This is a genomic window from Methanococcus maripaludis (assembly GCF_013760955.1).
Classification (GTDB): domain Archaea; phylum AGJL01; class Methanococci; order Methanococcales; family Methanococcaceae; genus Methanococcus; species Methanococcus maripaludis_A.
Window position 1 is genome coordinate 200,012 of sequence record NZ_JACDUL010000001.1, and the last position, 23,725, is coordinate 223,736.

Here is a 23,725-nt window from a genome sequence, read left to right on the forward strand (position 1 = left end):
TTTTTTTAAATTTTGGTGTTTTTATGAATTTAAAACTGAAAAACATAATTTATATCGCAATTGTTGGAATTTTAGCAGTTTCTACCCTATTTTTCATTCAAAATAATTCTGAAACGTTGAATTTATCGGACATTTTTGAAAATGGTGTATTTAGTGAAACTTCTGAAAAACTCCCAAAATATATTTTTGAAGATTCAATTGAAGTTTATCTATCGCCAAACGAACTTGCAAAAGTATCTAAACTATCCAAATCCCTAAATGGAGATACGATTGAAGATTCCATCTGGAACATTATACTTTGGGAAGAAGATAACATCGAATACAACCATGCGAAAGCTGAACTTCCAACTCCAGAAGTTACATACTGGGTAACTGGAAAAACAGAAGTTTCTGATCCATACAATAATACAATACAAAGTCCCACTGAAACAATTGCCTTAAAATCAGGAATTTGTGGAGATTATGCACTATTAACCTCTGCATTGCTTTTAGAAATGAATTATTCCCCGATATACATTTTAACCTTCGAGTCAGAAGGAAACGCAGGTCATGCTGCCGCTGCAGTTAACATTAATGGTGATTATTATATTATTGACCAACAACCGCCAATAATGGAGTTATATAATTATTTAGACTATAAAAGAGACATTGAAGAGTATAAAATAGATAATATCACATTTTACAAAATTGAACTATCAAATGATTCAACCTACTTTGAAAAAGGTTTTGAATCTGTTGAAACTTATGATTCAGTTTCAAATGAATACAGCGATATTCCAGGTCTTTCAAGATACTTGATGACGTATTTTGAGAACAGTTATGAAATAAGTAGTGATTACAATATCAAATACCTAGATTCGATGGAGTATCTTCCAAGAGCATATGAAAAAGGGGTAACAATTCAGTATTTCTTTCAATTTGGTGGATACACACCAATTTTTGAAAAACAGTATGCAAAATGGGTATTTGATTATATTGAAAATGACATGACTGAAAGTAAATATGATATTTCAGAATATAATTCAATATGGATTAGAAGTTCTTACGATGGAGAAAAACTCAAAATAATAATAAATCTATCTAAAAAATAATTATTTAAAACTTTAACACCTTTTTTCGCCGTTATATAGTACCATCTTTTATTTTTGGTCATTTTTGAATGAGGTATGATAAAAATATTTCGATTTTTCCACAATAGTAACAATAATATAATAATTAAAAAATACTTATTTTTGTTGTATTACAATGTTTTTAATTTTAAAAAGAGGCTTTGTAGGCACAAATAACAAAGTTTATTGAAGGTAGATACCATGGGCGTTGGAAATTCAATAAAAAACATATGGCGTGGAGTTAGAGGAAAACCAAGCACTGAACTTCAAGAAATAATTGACTGTTTTAAATCCAGAGGTTCATACAGATGCATTGAAGACTGCATGGACTTTTTAGAACTCAGTAAAAAGTTAAAACAGGTAAGCGGAAGTAAATAATATAGTATAATATTATTTTTGATTATTTTAAAACTTTTTTAAAGCATCAATATCCCGTTCATAATAAACGTGCATAGATACTGAATGGTGCGTGTATTTTACAAGTTCAATTCCCAATTTTTCAGCAACTAATTCACCAAGCGCAATTAATCCTATTGCATTTGCGTGAAATGCCAAAAATGCATCGTTTGACCTGAAAAGTACTGTTTGGTATAATTTATTATCTCTTATCAAAAACTGCACAATCTGTAAACAGGGAACATCTTTTACAGTTTGATCAATATAGGGATTCCATGTAATTGCAACTGCTCGCCTTGAATTAATCTGTTCTTTTAATTTATATACAATATATTCAATCTGGTCGTTTTTTAATTCTTTTTTATCATTCGGGTATTCAAAAATTCTTTCATGGTAATCGTAAACAAATGTTGCTGCGGATCCATGCAATAACTGTTCAGTATAAGATTTAACAGCCCGCTCTCCAAGCTGATATTTTTCAGAGATTGATTTATCCGATGGATCAGTGATTTCAATAATTGTATTCATTATTTCTTTACATTTCTGCCTATCTTCTGTAACCATATCGGTTCCTTCTTCCATGATTTTTGGTATAAGTGCTTCAAATGCAGATTTAACAGATTTTTTCTTTATTGCGAGCATGATTTTCACCAACAGATTAATATTTAATGGTTAAACTTCCATACTTTAAGTAGTTAGAATAAAGGTGCGAATTATGGTTTATTTAAATTCTAATTTTTTATATGGCGACGACTTCGAACCAAAAAAAGGAGTTTTGGTTATCGAAGACGAAATTATAAAAGGATTTACGAGTGAACACCATTCAAATGTTTTAAATTACAAGGGGTTAGTCATTCCTCCCCTTATTAATTCCCATACTCATATTGGAGACAATAGTATTAAAGATATTGGTATTGGAATGTCACTTGATGAACTTGTCAAACCCCCAAATGGCATTAAACACAAGTTTTTAAATAGTTGTAGCGAGAAAGAGTTGGTGCAGGGGATGTCAGAAGGGCTTTATGATTTGGAAAATAATGGCATTAAAGCTTTTTGTGACTTTCGTGAAAATGGAATTAATGGAATAAATTTACTTAAATCAGCATTTGAAAATTCAGATGTATCTATTAAACCCATAATTCTTGGAAGGCCCACTGAAAGGGAAAAAAACCTTTTAAAAAATGAGATAGCCACTATCTTGGATAATTGTGATGGTTTAGGATTAAGCGGTTCAAATGAGTATTCGGACCAAGAACTTAAGTTTATTTGTAAATTGGTGAATAAAAAAATACTTTCAATTCATGCAAATGAACATAAGGGCTCAGTCCAGTATTCAATAGAAAAATATGGAATTTCCGAAATTGAAAGATTGATAAATCTAAAAATAAAGCCTAATTTCATTATCCATGCGACACACTCTAGTTTTGATGACCTATCCCTGTTAAATGAAAATAAAATACATGTTGTAGTATGCCCAAGAGCAAATGCCTCGTTTAATGTTGGAATTCCGGACATTCCAAAAATGTTAGAATACAATTTAAAACTTGGAATTGGAACTGATAACTTCATGACAAATTCTCCGTCAATATTTAAAGAAATGGACTTTATCTACAAAACATACCATGTAGACCCAAAAGAAATTCTTAAGATGGCGACCATAAACGGTGCTGAAATACTCGGACTTCAAAATACTGGATTGATAAAAGAAGGATATAATCCAATATTTACATTTATAAAAAATGTAAACATTTTAAAAACATCTAAAAACGTTGTTGCATCAGTTGTAACTCGATTGGAAAATGGAGACGTTGATTCAAAGTTTTTAGTTTGTTGATTCAATATGTAATTGATATTTAATTTAAAAAACTGCAATATACTAAATTTATGTGATATAATGACAATTGCTAAATTTCACGGTGGATGCCACCAAATTGGAAAATCTTGCGTAGAGATAAACACTAAAAAATCAAAAATATTAATTGACTGTGGAATGGACCCTTCAGATAACGGGCTTCCAGACATTACTGATTCTGATGTTGACGCAGTTTTGGTTTCACACGCTCACTTGGACCACTGCGGTGCAATCCCATATTTTAACTTCAAAAAAATATACTGTAACCCCCCAACTGCGGATTTGATGTACAACGTCTGGAAAGACACGGTAAGCCTTTCAAAAACGTACAGGGAAGAAGATATCAAAAAATCAATGGATGTAATCAAAACTGTAAATTACCGGGAAGAAAAACAGGTTACTCCAGACATTAAAATGAAAATGTACGATGCTGGACACATTTTAGGAAGTTCTTCCCTCTATTTGGATATCGATGGAAAAAAATTACTCTATACCGGAGATATTAACGAAATTGAAACAAGAACGCTCCGTGCAGCAGATACTGACTTTGATGAAATCGATACAATAATTATTGAATCTACTTACGGTTCTCCGTTGGATATAAAACCTGCAAGAAAAGTTTTAGAAAAACAGTTAATCGATGAAATCTCTGAAACTATCGAAAACGGTGGAAAGGTAATTATTCCTGTTTTTGCAGTTGGAAGGTCCCAAGAAATCATTGTTGTGATCAACAACTACATGAAAAGCGGTGCTTTAAAAGAAGTTCCAATATACATTAATGGATCTTTAACACACACTACGGGAATGTACATGGGATATTCTGACTGGTTAAATCCAAAAATAAAAAATGCAATTGAAAACAGGATCAATCCGTTTGGAAATCTCATAAAAGGCGGGGACGAAGCTTTCAGTAAAGAACCTTGCATTATTATTTCAACATCAGGAATGGTTCAGGGGGGCCCAGTACTCCAATACCTTTCACTATTAAAAAATCCAAGAAATAAGATAATATTAACAGGATACCAGGCTGAAGGAACTATTGGAAGAAGTCTTGAAGAAGGTGCTACAGAAGTAAAACCTTTCAAAAGAGCAATTCCCGTAAATGGAAAAGTTGTAAAAATCGAGTTTTCTGCCCACGCTGACTACAATTCGCTTCTGAGGTTTATGAAAAAGATACCACAACCAAGCAAAGCGATCGTAATGCACGGGGAAAGGTACCAGGCACTTTCACTTGCAATGACAATCTGGAAAACCTTAAAAATTCCTGCACTTGCACCATCCATAGGCAGTGTTTTGCCATTATTTGATTAATTTCTTTTTTTAATATTTTAAAATTCAATAGTATTAGTTATATCCATTTTTTTAATAGCTATTTTAAAAATAAATAATCTAAATAGGTTTTTAAGTATTTAGTAATGTATTTACCCGTATTTGCATTTTTAAAGAGGTATCCCTTTATATTATCCCCAAGAAAGAAAGTTTAATGTATGCATATTACCCTTGGAGGTGACTAAAGTGGCAGAACCTGTAACTATCAGCCCTACAACTAGACATGAAGGGCACGCTAAGCTAGTTTTGAACGTAGACGATGAAGGGATTGTAACTAAGGCATTTTATCCAAATACGACCCCTGTAAGAGGTTTCGAAACAATGTTGCAAGGAAAAGCAGCAGCATTCGGACCTATTGCAGTTATGAGAATTTGTGGTATATGTCAGGCAACCCACGGTATTGCTTCATGTGAGGCAATCGAACATGCTATTGATATGGAAATACCTAAAGACGGTATGATATTAAGAGAATTAGTAGGTTTAGGAAATAGGATGCATTCGCACCCACTACACCACTTGTTAATTGTAGATGACCTCTTAAAACCTGAAGAAGCTGGAACTTTAAGAGTAGAAGGAATTAAATTAATCCAGAGAATGAGAAAAGCTGGACAGATGCTTGTAGATGTTGCCGGTGGGGAAGGTATTCACCCTCCAAACTTAATGGTAGGCGGTATGAGAACAAACATCACCGAAAGAGCAAAAGCTAAACTCTACTATGCTTGCAGAGAATACGAAAAAGACTGTAATGCAATGCTAGAAGTATTAGAAATGTTAATGGAAAGATACTTGGAAGAAATCGGAATTCCTGATCTAGGTAAACATGATCTCCCATATATTGCTTCAGACACAACATTTGGTAACAGAGATGCTATCAACTTTAAAGATATAACAGAAGTTACTGCACAAAGATACTATGCAGACTTCCCAGATATTGCACAAACCGCAACAAACCAGATCCCATTCTACAGAGGAAACCCTGCAGAAGGTGGACCTAGGGCAAGAATGATTAAATACGGAAACTTTAAATCTGCCGGTGGAGCAATGGATATTAACCTTGCGAGAGCGATGGAAAACTTTGAAGCTGTTAAACGATCATTGGAACTTCTTGATGAATTAAACATTAACGGAACTACAAGAGAAGTACCTAACTTCTATAATGCTAAGGAAGAATACGGAATAGGTGTTCACGAAGCACCAAGAGCTATCAATACCCACATGGCTAAAATGGGTAAAGATGGTAAAATCGAAAAATACAACATCATTGCTGCTTCAACATGGAACTTCCCAGCTGTTGAAAAAGCTATTGAAGGTTACCACCACCAATATGCGGAAGTAATTATGAGAGCTTACGACATATGAGCTTCATGTGCTACGCACGTCATCGTAAAAGATGAACAGACTAAAAACGTTGTTGAAATAAGAGAATTCTAAATTCCTGAAAAGGAAAGTCTCAGAAAGGGAACCTTAATGGACCTCAAGAGACAAAATTTAACTCACGGTAATCAAAAAAATCATTTCAACGGTTATTGATATGGAATATAAACTAACCCCTTCTTACCTTTTAAAGGAAAATATGGTTCTTGCATGCGGAAATATCCTATTTGCAGACGATGGATTCAGTGTCCATGTAATCGAAAAATTACAGGAATTATTAACTGAAGAAGAAAAGGAAAATATTGCACTGGTAGATGCCGGAGCAGGTGCTCCACAACAGGTGCTCACTTTAATCGACGGTGAATCTAAGACTAAACGAATTATAGTCGTAGATATTATAGATTACGGACTAGAACCGGGAGAAATTAAAATACTTACTATGGATGACCTTCCAAAACCAGAACACACAAAAGTTGATAGTCATGACTGGCCGCTCTCTACTACGATGTATAGGGTATTTAGAGATGCACCTCATGAAATAGACTTTAAAGTTGTTGGTTGTCAGAAAAAGTACGTTTCAGAACCTGATGTAGTACTTGAACTGTCAGAAGAAGTCCAAAATGCAGTAGATGTAGCCGTAGACATAGTACTTTCCGAATTAAGGGGAAAACCAATCAACTAAGGGAGGAGAATATCATGGTAAAAGTTGCTCACGTGCAATTAAGTAGCTGCTGTGGGTGTCTAGTTTCCCTTGCAGACACCTATGAAAAGCTTTTAGATGTTTTAGGAGCTATAGATTTAGTTTACTCCCAGACTCTTGCTGATGTGAGAGAAGTTCCTGACGATGTAGACATAATCTTACTCGAAGGTAGCGTTTGTTTAAGCGACCACCACGCAATGGAAGTTGCACTTGATTCTAGGAAAAAAGCAAAAATATTAGTTGCTTTAGGAGCTTGTGCTGCTACTGGAAATGTTACAAGATTTTCAAAAGGAAATCAGCCTTCAAAACCAGTTCACGATGCATTTGCACCATTAACAGAAGTTGTAAAATGTGACTTGGCAATCCCAGGATGTCCACCATCACCAGAATCTATAGTTGCAGTAGTTTTGGCGGCATTAAACGGAGATATGGAATACTTAGAACCATATGCAGAACTTGCAAAATATGGATCAGAAGCTTGTGGATGCGATTTAATTACAAAAGTAATTAATAAATCACTCTGTATGGGATGCGGTTCATGTGCAGCAGCTTGCCCTACAAGAGCAGTATCTATGGATGCAGGAAGACCATTAGTTGACAAGGAAATCTGTATAAAATGTGGCTCATGTTCAGTTCAGTGCCCAAGAATTAGATTCCCTGAATTAATTGAAAAAATAGAATAATTGCAATTATGGAAAATAAAAAAAGGTGATTAGATGGATCCCTTTGGAACATATATAAAAGCAGTCTCCGCAAGAGCTGCAGACAAAGAAATCCTTAAGAAAGCACAAGATGGAGGTATCGTTTCTGCCGCATACATTTACGGTTTAGAAAGCGGACTCCTCGATGGTGTAATTATTGCAGACAAAGAAGATGGATTCGCAGCAGCTCCAAAAGTTGCTACAACAAGAGAAGAAATCTTAAGCGCTGCAGGAACTAAATATACCGTATGTTCTAACCTTTCAGTAGTAAAAAGTGCTGTAAGAGAATACGGATGTGAAAAAGTCGGATTTGTTGGAACTCCTTGCCAAGTCCGATCAATCAGAAAAGCAATAAAATACCCTGTTGGATACAGACACGTTCCAGACAAGATTGCATTAATTATGGGTATCTTCTGTATGGAAAACTTCCCATACAACGGTATGAAAGCAATTGTTGAAGAACACTGTGGTATCAAAATGGACGATGTTGTAAAAACCGACATCGGAAAAGGTAAATTCTGGGTTTACTCAAAATGGGGAGACGTAAAAACAGTTCCATTAAAAGACACCCACCCATACGAGCAAATGTCATGCCACGTATGTATGGACTATACAGCAGAACTTGCAGATATCTCAACAGGATCAGTAGGAAGCCCAGATGGATGGAGCACAATCTTTGTTAGAACTGCAAAAGGAGAAGAGTACCTAAACAAAATGGTTGAAGCAGGCGCTATTGAAACAAAAGACATAGACGCTGTAAAACCAGGTTTAGACTTAGTACAAAAACTCGCTCTCTCCAAAAAAGAGAAAAATGCAAAAGAAGTAGAACACAGGAAAGAAATTGGTTTACCAGTTCCATACTAACTTCTTAAACTTTTTTTATTATTTTTAGATAAATTTTCGACAATTATATCATCTAGTTTTTTCATAAGTATTTTTATCATTTTAACTTGTTCTGGGGGATCTACGTGAACGTGAGACTCATCGAATGCTATGTTCCAAAAAAAATATATTCTGGATATGAAGAATCGCTTGAAAATAATCTTGAAAATATCATCTGGCATAGCGTTTGCGAAGAATCAAATCATACTGTAATCAGATTAATTACTGAAACAGAACATGTTGAAAAAGTAATCGATGTCCTTTCATCAAAATATGGCGGATCAAACTTCAGAATTATTGTAACTGAACCAACAGCAACAATTCCAGAAATTAAAAAAGAAGAAAAAGTGGAAGTTGAAGATAAAACTCCAAAAAGAGTTTCAAGACATGAAATAATTGGAAAAATAGGGGATGTATCTCACCTTTCAAAAGAATACTATTCATTATTATTTTTAGCAGCAGTTGTTGCCTCAATTGGGATATGGTTGGATGATGTTGCGTTGATAATTGGTTCAATGATAATTGCACCTTTTTTAAGCCCGATGATTTCATTCACATTTTCAGTTGCTGTTATGGATTTAGCTTTTGCAAAAAAATCATTGAAAAACCTTCTTTTAGGAATTCTGACTGTACTTATATTTTCATTTGTTATAGGAACTTTCCTGCACGTAAGCCCTGAAAGCCCACAAATTGCATCCAGAATGAATTTAGGATTACAAAATATCGCAATTGCACTTTCAGCAGGTTTTGTTGGTACTCTTTCAATGTTAATTCCTGAAATTTCCTCAACTGTTGTTGGAGTTATGATTGCAGTTGCACTGATGCCGCCACTGGTTGCGTTTGGATTGATGCTTGGCTCAGGATATTACATAGAATCAATCCCAATTTTGATATTATTTATCGTAAATATAATCTCTGTTAATTTTGCATCTGCATTTTTATTCTACCTTTATGGAATAACCCCCTACAAATGGTGGGAAATTGAAAAAGCAAGAAAATTAGCAATTTTTAGTATCATATTTTGGTTTTTAAATCTCGTAATTCTTACAAGTATTATCCTAACTTTTGGAAATGGAAATTTGAAAATAATATAAATCCGTAGAAAAATAAAATAAATTAATGTAAATAAATTTGGGGGGGCATTATGAAGAGAAATCCTGTGGTTGCAGGGATGTTTTATCCTGCTGACTACCACGAATTACTTGAGATGATTGAATACTGCTATTTAAGTCCGAGAGGCCCTAAAGAACTTCCTTCAAAACGGGGAAACTACACAAAACCGCTTGGAATCGTATCACCACATGCAGGATATATTTATTCCGGGCCTGTTGCAGCACACGGCTACAAAAAAATATCTGAAAATGTAAGCGGGGAAGTTACTGCAATAATTCTTGGTCCAAACCATACAGGACTTGGTTCTGGAATTTCCACAATGAAAGGAATCTGGAAAACACCTTTTGGAGATATGGAAATCGATAATGAATTTGCTGATAAGCTGTGGAAAGAATGCGATGTTTTAGATTTAGATGAAAATTCGCATTTGAGAGAGCATTCAATTGAAGTTCAACTTCCATTTTTAAAGCATCTTGAAGAATTAAACATTGCAAAATTCAAGTTTGTTCCGATATGCATGATGATGCAGGATTATGAAACTTCCATGGATGTAGGATACTTTATTGCAAAAGTTGCCAAAGAAATGAATAGAAAAATTATAATAATTGCATCTACGGACTTTTCACACTATGAACCACAGGAATCTGCTTCAAAAAAAGATGCACTCGTTATAAAAGACATTTTGGAATTAAATGATGAAGAGATATTTACCGATGTTGTAACACACAATATAAGCATGTGCGGATACGGGCCAGTTATTGCAATGGTTAAAGCAATGAAAGATTTGGGTGCGACGAACTCAAATTTACTTTATTATTCAACTTCTGGAGATGTTACGAAAGACTATTCTGAAGTTGTTGGATATGCTTCGATACTGGTAAAATAAGTTTTAAAAGAGATAGTATCATAATAAACTAATAAAATTAGTTAGATTTTAAATAATCTTCAAGTTCCTTTTTTAAATCGTTTACAGAAGGTACCGTTCCTTCAAATATGATATCTTCATCAAATGCAACTGCTGGAGCCATCAATACCCATTCAGAAATTTCTTTTATATCGGTTATTTTCACAATTTCTGCATCGATTTTCAATTCATGAACTGCTTTTTTAACGTTTTCGTACGTTTCATTGCATTTTGAACATCCCATGCCAAACACTCTTATTTTCACAAAACCACCTTAAAAATTTTTGATAAGTCAAATTATTCTTTAAATAAAATTAATTTTGTAAAATTTTTATATGTTTTGGAATTTTTTGAACAAATAATAATGAAATTACACTAAATACTGCACCCATAACAAATGGGGTCTTCCAGTTCGTCATCCACATAATTCCGCCAACTACGGGAATTATAACTGCTGAAATATGATTTATTGCGAATCCAACGCCCATTGAGGGTGCGATATCTTCTGAATCCGCAGTTTTTTGAAAGTATGTATTGATCCCGATTGCAAAACTGAATACGATGTGGTCGATTATGTAGAGTAAAACTGCGATATTTCTATTTTCGATAAAGGCATACCCTAAGAACACGAATGTCAATGTTAAATATTCTATCGTGAGCATTTTCCGCTCCCCTAATTTATTTATTCCCTCTGCAACCTTTGGAGCCGTGAAATAAATCAGTAAATTATTCAAAACAAATAAAACTGCAACTTCTGAAACACTGAATCCATAGTTTTGAACCAACAAAAATACTGCAAATGCAATGAAGATCTGCCTTCTTGCACCACTTAAGAAGTTTAAAACGTAATATAACCAGTATTTTTTCTTTACAACCATTCCCTTTCTCTGAGGAACCGTTTTTTTGAATATTGGATTTTTAAAAAGTGAATAAACCCCAATTACCATTATAATTATTCCATAAATTAGATAATTTGACCATATTGGTAATAATTTAACACTCATCCATATGAAAAATCCTGCAATAATACTTGCAATTGCACCGTAGCTACTAAATCTTCCAAAAACTACCGGAGCTTCTGATTTATTAAAATGCTGTAACGTGAGTGATTTGTTGGTTGTTTCGAAATAGTGAAATCCAATCGACATTAAAAACGTCGTAATTATAAGGCCTTGAACCGTTGGAAATAATCCTGTTATTGCAACACCAAAACCCATCAATATTGTTGAAAGAGCTGAAAGTCTGTGTTCTTTTATTACTAATAATACATAAATTACAAGAAACGTTAAAAATCCAGGTATTTCCCTAATTGACTGGATTAAACCCATTTGAAAACCGTTTATCCCTACAACGTCTACGGCAAAATTGTTAAAAAGTGTCCCCCAGACTTGATGAGAAATTGCTGCGGCAATTATCAGGAAAAAAAGGTACTCATACATTGGATTTTTTTTGATTTCTATCATCGATACACCGATTGTTTAAGAATAAATTATATTTTAAAAGTTATTTTCGGGATTTTAATATTTATACTAAATCATTAATTCGGGTTTTCGGATATAATGTATTACCAGTTATTTTCTTACTCTGCGCCTTCCTTTAAGTCCTGAAACATCTATTTCCATTTTTGTATCACAAACATCGCAATTTGGAAGTTCAACTTCTGAAGCTTTGCAAATACAAACATCCACTTGGTAAGTCCTTCTTTTATTGCATTTTGGGCACTGTAAATTCCACGTGAGCATACTACCACCTTATTAATAATATAATTCAAAACAGGGAATATTTATAACTATCAATATATCGATTAATCTTAATATATTTAAAAAACATTTGAATATATGGATTAAACTTTGGAAAATAAAAATAAAAAAGTGTTTTAAAGGTATTTCTGAACGAATAATTCAGCATTTAATACACTTGCTCCTGCAGCTCCCCTTATGGTGTTGTGTTCGAGTGCGGTGTATTTTACATTGAAGATCGGGTCTTTTCTAACTCTTCCAACAACAATTGACATTCCATTTCCAGTATTTCTGTCGAGTCTTGGTTGAGGTCTGTCATTTTCGCCCCTTAAAACAATTGGTTTTGCGTAGCTTGGTAAATTTAAACCTTTTAAAGGATCAAACTCATTCATTACTTTTGCAATTTCTTCAGGAGTTGCTTCTTCAGTGGTTTTTACAAATATGCTCTCAGTGTGACCATCGATTACTGGAACCCTATTACAAGATACCCCAATTTTAAAGTTTCCGTTTTTAAAATTGTTTCCGTCCATGCTTCCAAGAATTTTTAATGATTCTGTTTGCATTTTTTCTTCTTCACCACCAATGTATGGCACCATATTGTCCAAAATTGCCATTGAAGGAACTCCGTCGTAACCTGCACCACTTACTGCTTGCATTGTGGTGATATTTACTAAATCAATTCCAAATTTATCCTGAATGGGTTTTAATGAAATTACCGCTGCAATTGTTGAACAGTTTGGATTTGTAATTATCGCACCATCTGAACACCTGTTGCTTTTTTGTACTTCGAGCATTCCAAAGTGTTCGTGGTTTACTTCTGGAACAATTAATGGAACATCTGCTTCCATTCTCATTGCTGAAGCGTTTGAAAATACGTATTTTCCTTTTTTAGCGAATTCTGGTTCGAGTGTTTTAGCAAGGTCAGCAGGTAGTGCTGAAAAAACAATATCAACTTCATCATAAGCCTTGTCGTTTGGATCGGTTGAAACAACGGTTGCGTTTGCAACGTCTTCAGGGATTGCTTCAGTCTGGTACCAGTAGCATGCATCTTTGTAAGTTTTTCCTGCGCTCCTTTGTGATGCACCAAGCGCTTCGAGTTCAAATATTGGGTGATTTTCTAGCATCTGGATAAATCTCTGTCCAACGTTTCCAGTAGCTCCCAAAATACCTACTTTTATGTTCATTCTCTCACCTTTTGGATAAAAATTATTGAAATAATGATTAAGAACGCTGTTTTTTAGTAAATAAATTAATAGGAATTATCCTTTTACAACTCCCATCGGTTTCATTTTTGCAACTTTCAAAGATATTCCTGAATCGTGGCATATTTCTGCAACATTTTCGATATCCTTGTAAGCTTCAGGACATTCTTCTGCAATGACCCCTTTTGAATCTGCCATCACCAAAATTCCTCTTTTTTGGAGTGCTTCCTGAACTTCAGCCCCGGTGTAGAGTTTAAGTGCTTTTACCCTACTTAATGCCCTTCCAGCACCGTGTGCAGTTGATCCAAACGTTTCTTCCATTGCTTTTTGAGTTCCGTGCATTAAATAAGACGCAGTGCCCATATCACCTGGAATTATTACTGGCTGTCCAATATTAGCGTAATCAGATGGAATCTCAGCATGACCTGGCCCAAATGCCCTTGTAGCACCTTTCCTGTGTACTACGACATTTTTCAATACTCCATCAACCAAATGCTGCTCTTTTTTAGCAATGTTATGTGCTACGTCATATATTATATCCATTTCTAAATCTTCCGCACTCGTTTTAAACACACTTTCAAAACTTTCCCTTATCCAGTGTGTGATTAACTGCCTGTTTGTCCAAGCGTAGTTTGCACCACAAGACATTGCTTTAAAGTATTTCTGACCTTCTTCCGAATTGATCGGAGCACATGCAAGCTGTCTGTCAGGTAATTTAATATTGTATTTTTTTGCAGCGTTTTCCATGTATCTTAAGTAATCTGCACATATCTGGTGTCCAAGACCTCTTGAACCGGTGTGGATCATTAAAACTACCTGCTCAGGAGAAACCCCGAATGTTTTTGCAGCAACTTCATCAAAAATTTCATCTACATACTGTATTTCTAAAAAGTGGTTCCCACTACCAAGTGATCCAAGTTGTGGAAGTCCTCTTTTTTTAGCATTGTCTGAAACGAGTGTTGGATCTGCTTCTTTCATTTTTCCATGTTCTTCGATATGGTTTATATCCCTATCCCAGCCATATCCTTCTTCAACAGCCCACGAAACTCCTTCTTCGAGTACATTGTCGATTTCGTCTTTTGTAATTCTTATTTTGCCCTTACTTCCAAGTCCTGAAGGAACATTTTTAAAAATTTCCGCCAATAATTCCTTTAACTTTGGAGTTACATCATTTCTCGTTAGATTTGTTTTTACGAGTCTCACACCACAATTAATATCAAAACCAACCCCGCCAGGGCTAATTACTCCGGTAAGTTCATCAAATGCAGCAACTCCCCCAATACAAAAACCATATCCGTAGTGGCAGTCGGGCATTGCAAGGGAGTACTTTTGAATTCCAGGAAGACACGCAACGTTTGCAATCTGCTCAAATACATCAGGTTCGAGATGTTCAAACAATACTTCGTCTAAATAGACGTTTCCAGGAACTCTCATACAATCTTTATAGCTTACGGGAAGCTGGTACGTTTTTTCAGCTATTTTAGTGACCGTAGATTTCATGATTTCACCGATAAAGAAATAATTTTAAAATCGATAATTCGTATTTTATATTTAAATAAAAGAATAATTCTATTTAATTAAAAACTTTATTACTCCAAAGTATTAATCTTTACCGTTTTTTGTATTTGGGTGAAAATAATGGCTTTTGAATTTACAATTTACGCAAAAGGGCACAAAAATATCAGTGCAAATCACAAAAGTACACTTGAAATTACAAAAGAAAACCATGTGACATGTACTGGTGACTGTATTGTTGGAATTTCTGCGGATAAATCAATGCTCGATTTTTCGGAAAGTTTTAAAGAAAATTTAAGAAATTCGGATAAAATCACTGTTGAAATTGAAGTTGAAGGGTTAAAAGAAGTAATTACTGGAAAAGGAAATCCAAAATTAACTTTTACCCACAAAACGGATATCGTAATTAGAACGAGTGATTTTTCATGCAGTAGAACATTAATGGTAAACGCAGATAAAGCTTCAAAAGACATAAACCGTGAAATAATCAATAAATTAAAAAAAGGAGCAGATTTAAAATTTAAAATAATTGTTGAATAAATTTATCCTATCAATTTTAAGATTTCTTTTAGTTTTTTGACGTCAACCTGGCCCGGAGCTGATGCTTTTCCTTCCATTGATGCGAAAGTGAGTATTGATCCGAAATCTAAACCCAAAATCCTTGTAAGTTTTCCAGATTCACCCATACCAATTGCAATTATTTTTCCAGCATATTTGTTCATTAAATTTAATATTTTTAGAGTGTCTTCTTTTGAATGTGCGAATGTTGCAAATTTTGCAATATCTCCAATTTTTAACTCTTTTTCAACTACTTCAATTAATTCATCGATTTCAGGAGTTTTTTCAAAATCGTGGTATGAAATAATAATTTTGGTATTTGAATTACTTTCATTTCTGTATTTTACAAGTTCCAAATTTCTTTCTTCTTTTAATTCAATATCTACAAATTTCGCATTGTTTTTTATCGCGTGTTTCAAAAGTTCAATTCTTTCATTGTCTGACTTTTTCCAATTTCCGCCTTCCCATTCTGCCCTTATTGTAATTATGGAAGGAACTTTTGAAAATTCTTCAATATCTTCAAAAGTTACATCTTTTAATAAATCTACCCTAAATTCAACGATATCTCCGTATTTTAAAGCTTCTTTTGCAGAATTAATTGCATCGCAAACATTCTCATCAATTACTGGAATACAGATCATGATTAACACCTATTCTCTATATTTTTTAGTTACAACTTCCCTAATCTTTTTAGCAGTTATCGGCCCAACCCCTTCAACAGCCTTCAATTCCGCTTCTGATGCAGTAAATATATCTTCAACCGAATTAAAGTTATCTAATAGGTTTTCAGCCATTACTGGCCCCACATCAGGAAGTCCCTCTACCAAAAATTTCTGACGCTCTTTTAAAGACATCGGCCTTTTTCCATATCTTATCGATATTTCTCGTTTTTCTTTTATCTGCTCTCGTTCTGCAAGTTTTACCAGAATATCCGCGGTATCTTCGATATCCCTTGAAAACATTATTGGAATCTGATAATCAATCATTATTGAAAACATCATGCCACGTATCGCGTTTTCATGGATTCTAACAAATTCATTTCCTTCGATAATCATTAAAGGTCGTTCATATTTTTTTAAGTCCATTACCTGATTAAATAGTCTTTTATCAATGATCGAATTTTCAAAGTCCTCTGCAGTTTTTCTCTCTACCGCAACCCTGTCACTTAAAATATAATCCCCTATTTCAAGGGTTTTAAATTCGACTTCTGCTTTTTCTGAAAGGTATCTTCCAATATGGCGCTCTCGGGAATCCACAATTATAGTTGCTTTGTTTGGCATTGCATTTTTATTTTTCTTGTCGAGTTTTGTCGGTTTCTTTTCTTCTGAAGAGGCGGTTGTTTTAGAACTTACGACGGATCTTAAATCCATGTAATGGTCTTTATTTTCAGTTTTTTCAGATTTTTCTTCATTTAATTCTTTTAATTTTTTATTTAAAGAATTCTGCATGTTTTTTAATATATTTTTCATGTTTTTTTCTTTTGCAAGCCCTGCTTGATAGTATCCTTCATCTCGCGTTTTTTCCGCAATTAACACGATTACCTGTCCACCTTCGCCCCTTGCAGCACGACCCCTTCTTTGAATCATCCTAATTTCTGAAGGAACTGGTTCGTAAAATAAAACATAATTTACACTTGAAATATCAATTCCCTCTTCAGAAACACTTGTTGAAACGAGTACATTTGCATCAGACTTGAACCGTTCAATTGCTTTTGCCTGTTCTTTCTGGCTCATACCTTTTCCATCCTTATTAGACTGGCCAACAAACATTATCGCTTCAATATTATTTTCAGAAAGTAAATCCACAATTTTTTGAACTGTATCCCTATATTGTGCAAAAATAATTATTTTTTCGTTTTCTGTTAAAATTTCCTTTACAATTTCGAGCATCTTTTCGTATTTCGGGTGCTCGATATCGAGTTCATTTAAATTTTTAACAACCTGAATAAATCTAGGATCGTTTGTAATTTCCTTTGCAGACTTCGTATTTTGAGTTAAAAGTTTCTGGTAATAACTTAAAAAAGTGCTTCTGCCTTGAGTTTCGAGCATTTCAATTGCGTGCTCTAATTTTACAGCTTCTGAAGAAATTCGAAGCATTTCATATTTTATATTATCATCCATTGTCATTATCCTTTTATTTAATCCAAGTAACTCAGATTTATTTACATTTATAGAATGAATTACTCGATTCTCTTTTAAATCCCTTAAACGATCCTTTAATGCATTTTTTAAAAGAGTTAAATTTATTTCAAACTCTTCTGGAAGTTCAACACGTTTTGGTCGCATTTTGACTTTTGCAACGTATGGTGCAACATCAGGATCCTCTTCTGTTTTTATTTCAACATGTTCTATTCCAAGATTTCCGCAAATTTCAATAATTCTCTCAATATTTGAACCAGGAGATGCGGTTAAACCTAAAACGTGAGATTTTTTCTTAAATTTGTTTGCTACAAACGTGTAAGAATGGTTTCCAGTTGTGTGGTGTGCTTCATCAGCGATTAAAAGTGAAAATTGAGAAGGTTTTAACATTTTAGAGATAATATCGTTTTCTGCAACCTGGGGTGTTGCTATAAAGATTTTACCTGATTCCCACATTGCTTCTCGTTTTTTTGGAGAAATTTTTCCATTTAAAATAACAATCTTTTCTGAATCGATGTTTAAAAATTGATTCATGCTTTTAAAGTGTTGGTCAACCAGGGGTCTTGATGGTGCAATGATTAAAACTTTCCCATTCTGTTTTGATAAAATTCCTGCTATCGTAAGGGCCGCAATTGCAGTTTTACCAAGCCCGGTTCCAAGAACACACAACGTATTTTGTTTTAGCGCACTTGCTACAACGAGTTGCTGGTAAATTCTAGCTTCAATAGTTTCGGGTTTTATCAAAGGATGGTTCACATGCATTTAAAACACCAATATGTAAAAGTTTAGGTGGAAATTTCTAAAGTTTATTTAAATTTACATGTTTTATAAAATATATAACTAATTACTTGAAAATCGAAATTAAATTAAAACTAAATCTGATTTTAAAAATAATATGAAAAAAGAGTTTAAATTAGTTGGTGCTATTAAAGTATTCTTCAACTTTTTCTGCGATTGTTTCAAAGACCCAATTTCTCTTTTCTTCGTCTCGTTCAAGAAGCGTGAATCTCATCCCATTGTGTTCCGAACAGAATGACGTTAAAGGAACGCCACAAATTCCCGTAGATGCAAGTAAGTAGTATACAAATCTTTTATCTTCGGGAATTCCTTTTGAAATTGATTCGACATAGTTTTTAAGTCCACTATCTTGGATTTTCAAAGATTGGTTTTCATTTAAATATTCTTTTTCCAAAACTATGGTGTTGTAAAATGCACCATCTGTTCTGTTTACATTTAATCCATCAATATTTTTCATTTTATCGTATGCGTAATTTGAAGCTTTTTCGTAGTAGCTTTTCCTTTCTTCGAGGTATGATTTGTATCGTTTATCAGACATTATCTTTGGGATTACCTTTTGAGGAAGAGTCGTTGAACATACCTCAATCATTTTGAACTTGCAGATGTTTTCAGTGTATTTCTTGAATAATTCATCGCTTTCAGTATTGTAAAACTCTGTCCAACCACACCTTGAACCTGGCCATGGTAAATCCTTAGAAATTCCCTTTAAAGAAATTCCTGGAACGTCGTCTAAAACTTCCGATAAGTAGTTATGTTTTTTTCCATTGTAAACGAGGTTTGAATATATTTCATCAGCTAAAATGAAAAGATCGTATTCATTTGCAATATCTACAACTTCACTCAGTACTTTTTTTGAATAAACTGCACCGGTCGGGTTTCCAGGATTTATCAGTAAAATTGATGCTATTGAAGGATTGTATTTTACCTTATTTCTCAAATCATCAATATCCGGATTCCATCCGTCATCTTTATCCAATTCATACATTACAGGCCTACAGTTTGAATAAAGCCCTTCTGCAGAAGAATGCGTGGAGTATGCAGGTGTTGGACCAATTACTCTGCATTCTTTTCTCATCAATCCGTAAATATTCGTGATAGCATCCCCTAGACCGTTAAAAAACACGATTTCTTCGGGTGTGATCTGTGCTCCATTTCTGCTATTGTTTAAATCGGTTAAAAACTCCCTAGTTTCTAAAAGACCTCTTGTAGGACAGTACCCATAAGAACTATCATCCATTGTGGTTTCTGAAACTATTTCTTTTATCCAGAGGGGAAGCTTTTCTCCTTTGGCAATAGGATCACCAATATTTTCCCATACAATTTCTAATCCCGATTTTTTGGCTTCGTTAGCCACCTTAACAATTTCCCTAATCTCGTAGGACAATTCCCCTACTCCTGAACTGACAATATCGGTTCTCATTGCTTCCACCTCCATCATGTTTTAAGTTTTAATTTATTTTAAATTTAAAATTTTATTCTTGAAAGCTTTTTAATAGGGTTCTATTATAGTTGTTATCATTTTGTGATAACGTCTAAATGTTCCCTTTTTATTTTTTAATATATAAAGGTAACTATTGACTGATTTTTTAATAGAGCCCAATTATTTATAAAGTATATAAATAAAAATAAAAAAATATTTTGAAAATACCAAACAGAAAACATAATACCTGATTTTAAAAAATTCAAAACTAAAAGTTCAGAAATAAAAACCAAAGTAAAATCAACAACATAATATATCAGTTAATTAAGAAATATAAGCAATTATTATCCAAATAGTATTTTATAAATTTTTCCGCAGGTTCTTGGTGAATACGATGGCTTCATTATCAGAAATCCACATGAAAAACTTCAAATCATTTAAAAATTCAAAACTAAAAATTCCCGATGGCTTCACTGCGATACTGGGGCCGAATGGATCAGGAAAATCGAACACTATTGATGGCATCTGTTTTGTTCTTGGGAAAACTTCAGCAAAATCGCTCCGTGCAGGTAAATTCAACCAGCTTATTACTTACCATAATGGAAAAAGGGAAAGTTTCGCAGAAGTTACACTTTTTTTTGATAATAAAGATAGGAAAATGCCCCTGGATTCGGATAAAGTAGGAATATCGAGGAAAGTTAAAATAAACGGAGATAACAACTATTACCTTATATGGGACGAAGAAAAAGAAGTTAAAGAAAATGGGGAAGTAAAAAAGGTAATGGAAGAAAAACGGAAAAAAGTAAAAAAATCTGAAATTTTAGACGTTATTGGAAAAATATCGCTTAGTGCGGATGGATTTAATATTATTCTTCAAGGCGACCTCATAAAAATTATAGATACTACCCCAAATGAAAGGAGAAAGATTATCGATGAAATAAGCGGTGTTGCAGAATTCGATGAAAAAGGGGAAAAAGCGGAAAAGGAACTTGATAAAGCAAGGGAATTTATTGAAAAAATAGATATCAGGATAAATGAAGTGAAAAACAACCTTGAAAAACTTAGAAAAGAAAAAGAAGATGCAGAAATATACGTTAAATTAATGGAAGAATTGAAAGCTACAAAGTATATTTTAACTGCTAAAAAAATTGAGTTTTTAAACGGAGTTTTGGAAAAAACCAAAGAAGAAATTGAAGCACTTAAGGAAATGAAAGTTTGTTTTTTGAAAGAAATTTCTGAATACGATGCAAAATCAAATGATATTAGAAACAGACTTCAAAATTTGATAAATGAACTGAATGAAAAGGGAAACGAAGAGATAATGGAACTTCACAAGTCCATTAAAGAAATGGAAGTTACCGTTGATAATGACAAAAAATCCCTAAACGGGGCCCTTGACGACCTGAAAAATGTAAATTCGCAGTCCGAAAAAAAAGGACAGGATTTAGTGGAAACCAGGCAAAAAATAGAAACAATACGGACTGAAACACTTCAAAAAGAAGCAGAAATTAACGCATTGAAGACCGAAATGGAAAATCTTGAAACTGAAAAGAAGAAATTGAAATCAAAAGTCGAAGAAAGTGAAACTCAAACTGAAATTTTAAAACAGCAAGAGCGAAAACTATCTGAAAGAATAAATGAAAGTCAGAATGAACTCTACAATTTAAAAAATGAATTTAATGCTCTTGAAAATGAAATCAATAAAAAATCATTTAATTTAACAAAAAATCAAGAAATCATTGAAACCCTTCAAAAAGAACTCGATGACATAAAGTCAGAAAGCGAAGATACAAAGGTACTATATAAAGAACTTGAAGACGTTGCTGTTGAACTCGAATACTCTAAAAAGAAAGTTATCACACTTTTGGAAAATAAAAAAGAGTATCAAGAAAAATTGGATAAAGGCCATGCTGAATACATCAAAGAAAATGCTAAAATCAAGGCAATGAAAGATATGGAAGATTTTAGTCTGGATAGGGCCGTAAAAAGTGTTCTTGAAGCAAAATTGCCTGGCGTAGTAGATATTGCGGGAAACCTTGGAAAGACAGATGCTGAATACAAAACTGCAATTGAAAATGCAGGTGGAAACAGGCTAAATTACATCGTTGTAAAAAGAATGGATGACGGTGCAAGAGCTATTCAGTATTTGAAAAAGAATAATCTTGGTAGAACCACATTCTTACCACTCGATAGAATCAATGGGCCAGAAGCACTTTATCTTGATGATGAAGGAGTAGTTGGAAGAGCGATTGATCTAGTTGAATTTAAACCAGAATACGAAGATCTATTCAGATACGTTTTCGGAAATACAATAGTCGTTGAAAATTTAGATTATGCGAAAATCTTATCAAAAAACCACAGAGCAAGGTTTGTAACTCTTGAAGGGGAAGTTATCGAACCATCCGGTGCAATGATCGGTGGAAATTCAAGAAAAAAATCGGTTATAAAAGTAGATATTGATACTTCAAGGATTGAAAAACTTGCGGAACAGATTTCAGAACTCGATAGTACATTATCTGAAACTAAAGATGAAATTGAACGCCTTCAAAATAAAAATGCAACATATTCAACTAGAAAAATGGAACTCGAAAGTAGATTGAAAATTATTAAAGATATTGAACATAGGAAAGAAGGAATTCTTACAAATAATGGAATAAAAATTAAAGAACTTGAATTAGAGTCCAAAAAGTTGGACGAAGAACTCGACTATTTGGAAGGCTCAAAAGAAGAACTTGAAAGAAAAATTGATGAATACACTAAAAAAATTAGTGGATTTACAACCCAGAGAGATAGGATTTCCGAAGAAATAGCATCTTTTGAAAATTCAGAACATTCCAAAAGAATCAAAGTAATTGATGAAACTATTCTTAATTTTGAAAAGAAAAAGAATGAATTTGAAAATGAAATAAAAAGAGATGCAGTACTCATTAAAGAGGTTTTAATTCCAAAAATAAGCGAATTGAATAGCAACATCAAGGAATTAAGCGAAAAAAGGGTAATTCTCGAACAGAACATTCAATTCTATAAAAACAATGTTGAAAAGAACTTCGAAATCTTAAAAAACAAAAAAGAACGCTATGAAGATCTCACCAAAGATTTAAGAGAACTTACTGAAAAGAAAGAAGCTTTTGAAAAAGAACTGGAAATGTTAAATGGCGAGAAAAGAAGAGTTTATGGAAGAATTAACCAGAATGAAAGCCAGATCAACAGCCTTTCGATCGACCTGGCAAAGTATGAAACTAGACTTGAAGAAGAAGATAGAAAATTGTACGTTTGTGAAAATATCGAACATATTTCTGAGGATATTACGTCCAAAATAAAAGAATTTGACGTAGATGCCCTTGAAAGTCACCAGATCGACCTTGAAGGAAATATCAAAAAATTAGAACCAATAAACATGCGTGCAATTGAAGACTACCAGTATATCGTTGACAGGTACGACGAACTCTTCGAAAAAAGAACAGATTACGAAAATGAAGAGAAAAAATACCTTCATTTAATAGAAGAAGTCAGTAAAAGGAAAAAAGAAGTATTCATGGATGTTTACGTAAAAGTTGCTGAAAACTACGAAAAGATATATACTGAAATTGGGGGAAGTGGACAGTTGAGTCTCGAAAATCCGGACGATCCATTTTCAGGCGGTTTATTAATCGATGCATCACCGATGAATAAAAAATTGCAGAGTTTAGATGTCATGAGTGGTGGTGAAAAGTCACTTACCGCACTTGCCTTTTTGTTTGCAATACAGCACCTGAATCCTGCCCCATTTTATGTGCTTGATGAGGTCGATGCTGCACTCGATACAAAAAATGCAGGGTTGATTGGTGAAATGATCAAAAATGCATCAAAAGATTCACAGTTCATTGTAATATCTCACCGTGAACAGATGATAAGTAAATCTGATGTAATGTATGGGGTTTGTATGGAAAATGGGCTCAGCAAATTAGTTGGATTAAAAATTTAATAAATTTAAAATAAAATATTTTCGGTGAATC

The 23,725-nt window shown here is 33.6% G+C and carries 21 protein-coding genes; 12 read left to right on the top strand and 9 right to left on the bottom strand.

Features of this window, described 5'->3' with window-relative positions:
• The first annotated feature begins 23 nt into the window (after positions 1–23).
• Together HNP90_RS01040 and HNP90_RS01045 are read left to right on the top strand one after the other, a co-directional pair.
• A complete protein-coding gene (locus tag HNP90_RS01040; protein ID WP_011977018.1) occupies positions 24–1,091 on the top strand; it encodes a transglutaminase-like domain-containing protein in 1,068 nt (355 codons plus the stop codon).
• A gap of 219 nt (positions 1,092–1,310) precedes the next feature.
• Positions 1,311–1,487, top strand: a complete 177-nt coding sequence (locus HNP90_RS01045; protein WP_011977019.1) for a hypothetical protein — start codon at positions 1,311–1,313, stop codon at positions 1,485–1,487.
• A gap of 27 nt (positions 1,488–1,514) precedes the next feature.
• Here HNP90_RS01045 and HNP90_RS01050 read toward each other — a convergent pair whose 3' ends face one another.
• Entirely contained in the window at positions 1,515–2,147 is a 633-nt protein-coding gene (locus HNP90_RS01050) for a thymidylate synthase (RefSeq protein ID WP_011977020.1), read from the bottom strand.
• Positions 2,148–2,220: 73 nt separating this feature from the next.
• On the opposite strand from HNP90_RS01050, the gene HNP90_RS01055 reads away from it, so the two are divergent.
• The 8 genes from HNP90_RS01055 to amrB all read left to right on the top strand — a co-directional run bounded on the left by HNP90_RS01055 (position 2,221) and on the right by amrB (position 10,342).
• The gene (locus HNP90_RS01055; RefSeq protein WP_011977021.1) at positions 2,221–3,339 is read left to right on the top strand and encodes an amidohydrolase family protein; all 1,119 of its coding nucleotides are present in this window, start codon (positions 2,221–2,223) and stop codon (positions 3,337–3,339) included.
• Positions 3,340–3,399: 60 nt separating this feature from the next.
• Positions 3,400–4,668, top strand: coding sequence for an MBL fold metallo-hydrolase (locus HNP90_RS01060; protein ID WP_011977022.1), 1,269 nt, complete (start codon positions 3,400–3,402; stop codon positions 4,666–4,668).
• 204 nt (positions 4,669–4,872) lie between these two features.
• Positions 4,873–6,117 carry a coenzyme F420 hydrogenase subunit alpha gene (gene frhA / locus HNP90_RS01065; protein WP_081430734.1) on the top strand — a complete coding sequence of 415 codons (1,245 nt, stop codon included), beginning with the start codon at positions 4,873–4,875 and terminating at the stop codon, positions 6,115–6,117.
• A 100-nt stretch (positions 6,118–6,217) separates the two neighbouring features.
• On the top strand, positions 6,218–6,742 hold the full coding sequence (gene frhD, locus HNP90_RS01070) for a coenzyme F420-reducing hydrogenase, FrhD protein (RefSeq protein ID WP_011977024.1): 525 nt from the start codon (positions 6,218–6,220) through the stop codon (positions 6,740–6,742).
• Between the two features lie 14 nt (positions 6,743–6,756).
• The gene (gene frhG / locus HNP90_RS01075; RefSeq protein ID WP_011977025.1) at positions 6,757–7,443 is read left to right on the top strand and encodes a coenzyme F420 hydrogenase subunit gamma; all 687 of its coding nucleotides are present in this window, start codon (positions 6,757–6,759) and stop codon (positions 7,441–7,443) included.
• A gap of 33 nt (positions 7,444–7,476) precedes the next feature.
• Entirely contained in the window at positions 7,477–8,325 is an 849-nt protein-coding gene (gene frhB / locus HNP90_RS01080; protein WP_011977026.1) for a coenzyme F420 hydrogenase subunit beta, read from the top strand.
• A gap of 104 nt (positions 8,326–8,429) precedes the next feature.
• A complete protein-coding gene (locus HNP90_RS01085) occupies positions 8,430–9,437 on the top strand; it encodes a TIGR00341 family protein (RefSeq protein WP_011977027.1) in 1,008 nt (335 codons plus the stop codon).
• Positions 9,438–9,487: 50 nt separating this feature from the next.
• Positions 9,488–10,342, top strand: coding sequence for an AmmeMemoRadiSam system protein B (gene amrB, locus HNP90_RS01090; protein ID WP_011977028.1), 855 nt, complete (start codon positions 9,488–9,490; stop codon positions 10,340–10,342).
• 37 nt (positions 10,343–10,379) lie between these two features.
• Here the strand turns inward: amrB and HNP90_RS01095 are convergent, their stop codons facing one another.
• From HNP90_RS01095 to HNP90_RS01115, 5 genes are all read right to left on the bottom strand, one after another.
• Positions 10,380–10,625 carry an MTH895/ArsE family thioredoxin-like protein gene (locus tag HNP90_RS01095; RefSeq protein ID WP_011977029.1) on the bottom strand — a complete coding sequence of 82 codons (246 nt, stop codon included), beginning with the start codon at positions 10,623–10,625 and terminating at the stop codon, positions 10,380–10,382.
• A 49-nt stretch (positions 10,626–10,674) separates the two neighbouring features.
• A complete protein-coding gene (locus HNP90_RS01100; RefSeq protein ID WP_011977030.1) occupies positions 10,675–11,823 on the bottom strand; it encodes an MFS transporter in 1,149 nt (382 codons plus the stop codon).
• Between the two features lie 108 nt (positions 11,824–11,931).
• Positions 11,932–12,102, bottom strand: a complete 171-nt coding sequence (locus tag HNP90_RS01105; RefSeq protein ID WP_011977031.1) for a hypothetical protein — start codon at positions 12,100–12,102, stop codon at positions 11,932–11,934.
• 134 nt (positions 12,103–12,236) lie between these two features.
• Complete coding sequence (gene asd, locus HNP90_RS01110) at positions 12,237–13,283, bottom strand: aspartate-semialdehyde dehydrogenase (protein ID WP_011977032.1); 1,047 nt, start codon at positions 13,281–13,283, stop codon at positions 12,237–12,239.
• 75 nt (positions 13,284–13,358) lie between these two features.
• Positions 13,359–14,801 carry an RtcB family protein gene (locus tag HNP90_RS01115; RefSeq protein WP_011977033.1) on the bottom strand — a complete coding sequence of 481 codons (1,443 nt, stop codon included), beginning with the start codon at positions 14,799–14,801 and terminating at the stop codon, positions 13,359–13,361.
• A gap of 138 nt (positions 14,802–14,939) precedes the next feature.
• On the opposite strand from HNP90_RS01115, the gene HNP90_RS01120 reads away from it, so the two are divergent.
• Positions 14,940–15,356 carry a DUF371 domain-containing protein gene (locus HNP90_RS01120; protein ID WP_011977034.1) on the top strand — a complete coding sequence of 139 codons (417 nt, stop codon included), beginning with the start codon at positions 14,940–14,942 and terminating at the stop codon, positions 15,354–15,356.
• A gap of 2 nt (positions 15,357–15,358) precedes the next feature.
• Here the strand turns inward: HNP90_RS01120 and aroD are convergent, their stop codons facing one another.
• The 3 genes from aroD to HNP90_RS01135 form a co-directional block, all read right to left on the bottom strand.
• Positions 15,359–16,015, bottom strand: coding sequence for a type I 3-dehydroquinate dehydratase (aroD, locus tag HNP90_RS01125; RefSeq protein WP_011977035.1), 657 nt, complete (start codon positions 16,013–16,015; stop codon positions 15,359–15,361).
• A 9-nt stretch (positions 16,016–16,024) separates the two neighbouring features.
• Complete coding sequence (locus HNP90_RS01130) at positions 16,025–18,274, bottom strand: DEAD/DEAH box helicase (RefSeq protein ID WP_011977036.1); 2,250 nt, start codon at positions 18,272–18,274, stop codon at positions 16,025–16,027.
• A gap of 151 nt (positions 18,275–18,425) precedes the next feature.
• Entirely contained in the window at positions 18,426–19,730 is a 1,305-nt protein-coding gene (locus HNP90_RS01135; RefSeq protein WP_011977037.1) for a pyridoxal phosphate-dependent aminotransferase, read from the bottom strand.
• Between the two features lie 394 nt (positions 19,731–20,124).
• On the opposite strand from HNP90_RS01135, the gene smc reads away from it, so the two are divergent.
• Entirely contained in the window at positions 20,125–23,694 is a 3,570-nt protein-coding gene (gene smc / locus HNP90_RS01140) for a chromosome segregation protein SMC (RefSeq protein ID WP_011977038.1), read from the top strand.
• Positions 23,695–23,725 lie beyond the last annotated feature (31 nt).

Excerpts from the sequence above, each read along its gene's own strand:
- asd (WP_011977032.1), bottom strand. The coding sequence starts at position 13,283 with ATGAACATAAAAGTAGGTATTTTGGGAGCTACTGGAAACGTTGGACAG.
- HNP90_RS01135 (WP_011977037.1), bottom strand. The coding sequence starts at position 19,730 with ATGAGAACCGATATTGTCAGTTCAGGAGTAGGGGAATTGTCCTACGAG.
- HNP90_RS01120 (WP_011977034.1), top strand. The coding sequence starts at position 14,940 with ATGGCTTTTGAATTTACAATTTACGCAAAAGGGCACAAAAATATCAGT.
- HNP90_RS01105 (WP_011977031.1), bottom strand. The coding sequence starts at position 12,102 with ATGCTCACGTGGAATTTACAGTGCCCAAAATGCAATAAAAGAAGGACT.
- amrB (WP_011977028.1), top strand. The coding sequence starts at position 9,488 with ATGAAGAGAAATCCTGTGGTTGCAGGGATGTTTTATCCTGCTGACTAC.
- smc (WP_011977038.1), top strand. The coding sequence starts at position 20,125 with ATGGCTTCATTATCAGAAATCCACATGAAAAACTTCAAATCATTTAAA.
- frhD (WP_011977024.1), top strand. The coding sequence starts at position 6,218 with ATGGAATATAAACTAACCCCTTCTTACCTTTTAAAGGAAAATATGGTT.
- HNP90_RS01115 (WP_011977033.1), bottom strand. The coding sequence starts at position 14,801 with ATGAAATCTACGGTCACTAAAATAGCTGAAAAAACGTACCAGCTTCCC.
- HNP90_RS01100 (WP_011977030.1), bottom strand. The coding sequence starts at position 11,823 with ATGATAGAAATCAAAAAAAATCCAATGTATGAGTACCTTTTTTTCCTG.
- HNP90_RS01055 (WP_011977021.1), top strand. The coding sequence starts at position 2,221 with ATGGTTTATTTAAATTCTAATTTTTTATATGGCGACGACTTCGAACCA.
- frhG (WP_011977025.1), top strand. The coding sequence starts at position 6,757 with ATGGTAAAAGTTGCTCACGTGCAATTAAGTAGCTGCTGTGGGTGTCTA.
- HNP90_RS01050 (WP_011977020.1), bottom strand. The coding sequence starts at position 2,147 with ATGCTCGCAATAAAGAAAAAATCTGTTAAATCTGCATTTGAAGCACTT.
- aroD (WP_011977035.1), bottom strand. The coding sequence starts at position 16,015 with ATGATCTGTATTCCAGTAATTGATGAGAATGTTTGCGATGCAATTAAT.
- frhB (WP_011977026.1), top strand. The coding sequence starts at position 7,477 with ATGGATCCCTTTGGAACATATATAAAAGCAGTCTCCGCAAGAGCTGCA.
- HNP90_RS01040 (WP_011977018.1), top strand. The coding sequence starts at position 24 with ATGAATTTAAAACTGAAAAACATAATTTATATCGCAATTGTTGGAATT.
- HNP90_RS01060 (WP_011977022.1), top strand. The coding sequence starts at position 3,400 with ATGACAATTGCTAAATTTCACGGTGGATGCCACCAAATTGGAAAATCT.
- HNP90_RS01130 (WP_011977036.1), bottom strand. The coding sequence starts at position 18,274 with ATGCATGTGAACCATCCTTTGATAAAACCCGAAACTATTGAAGCTAGA.
- HNP90_RS01045 (WP_011977019.1), top strand. The coding sequence starts at position 1,311 with ATGGGCGTTGGAAATTCAATAAAAAACATATGGCGTGGAGTTAGAGGA.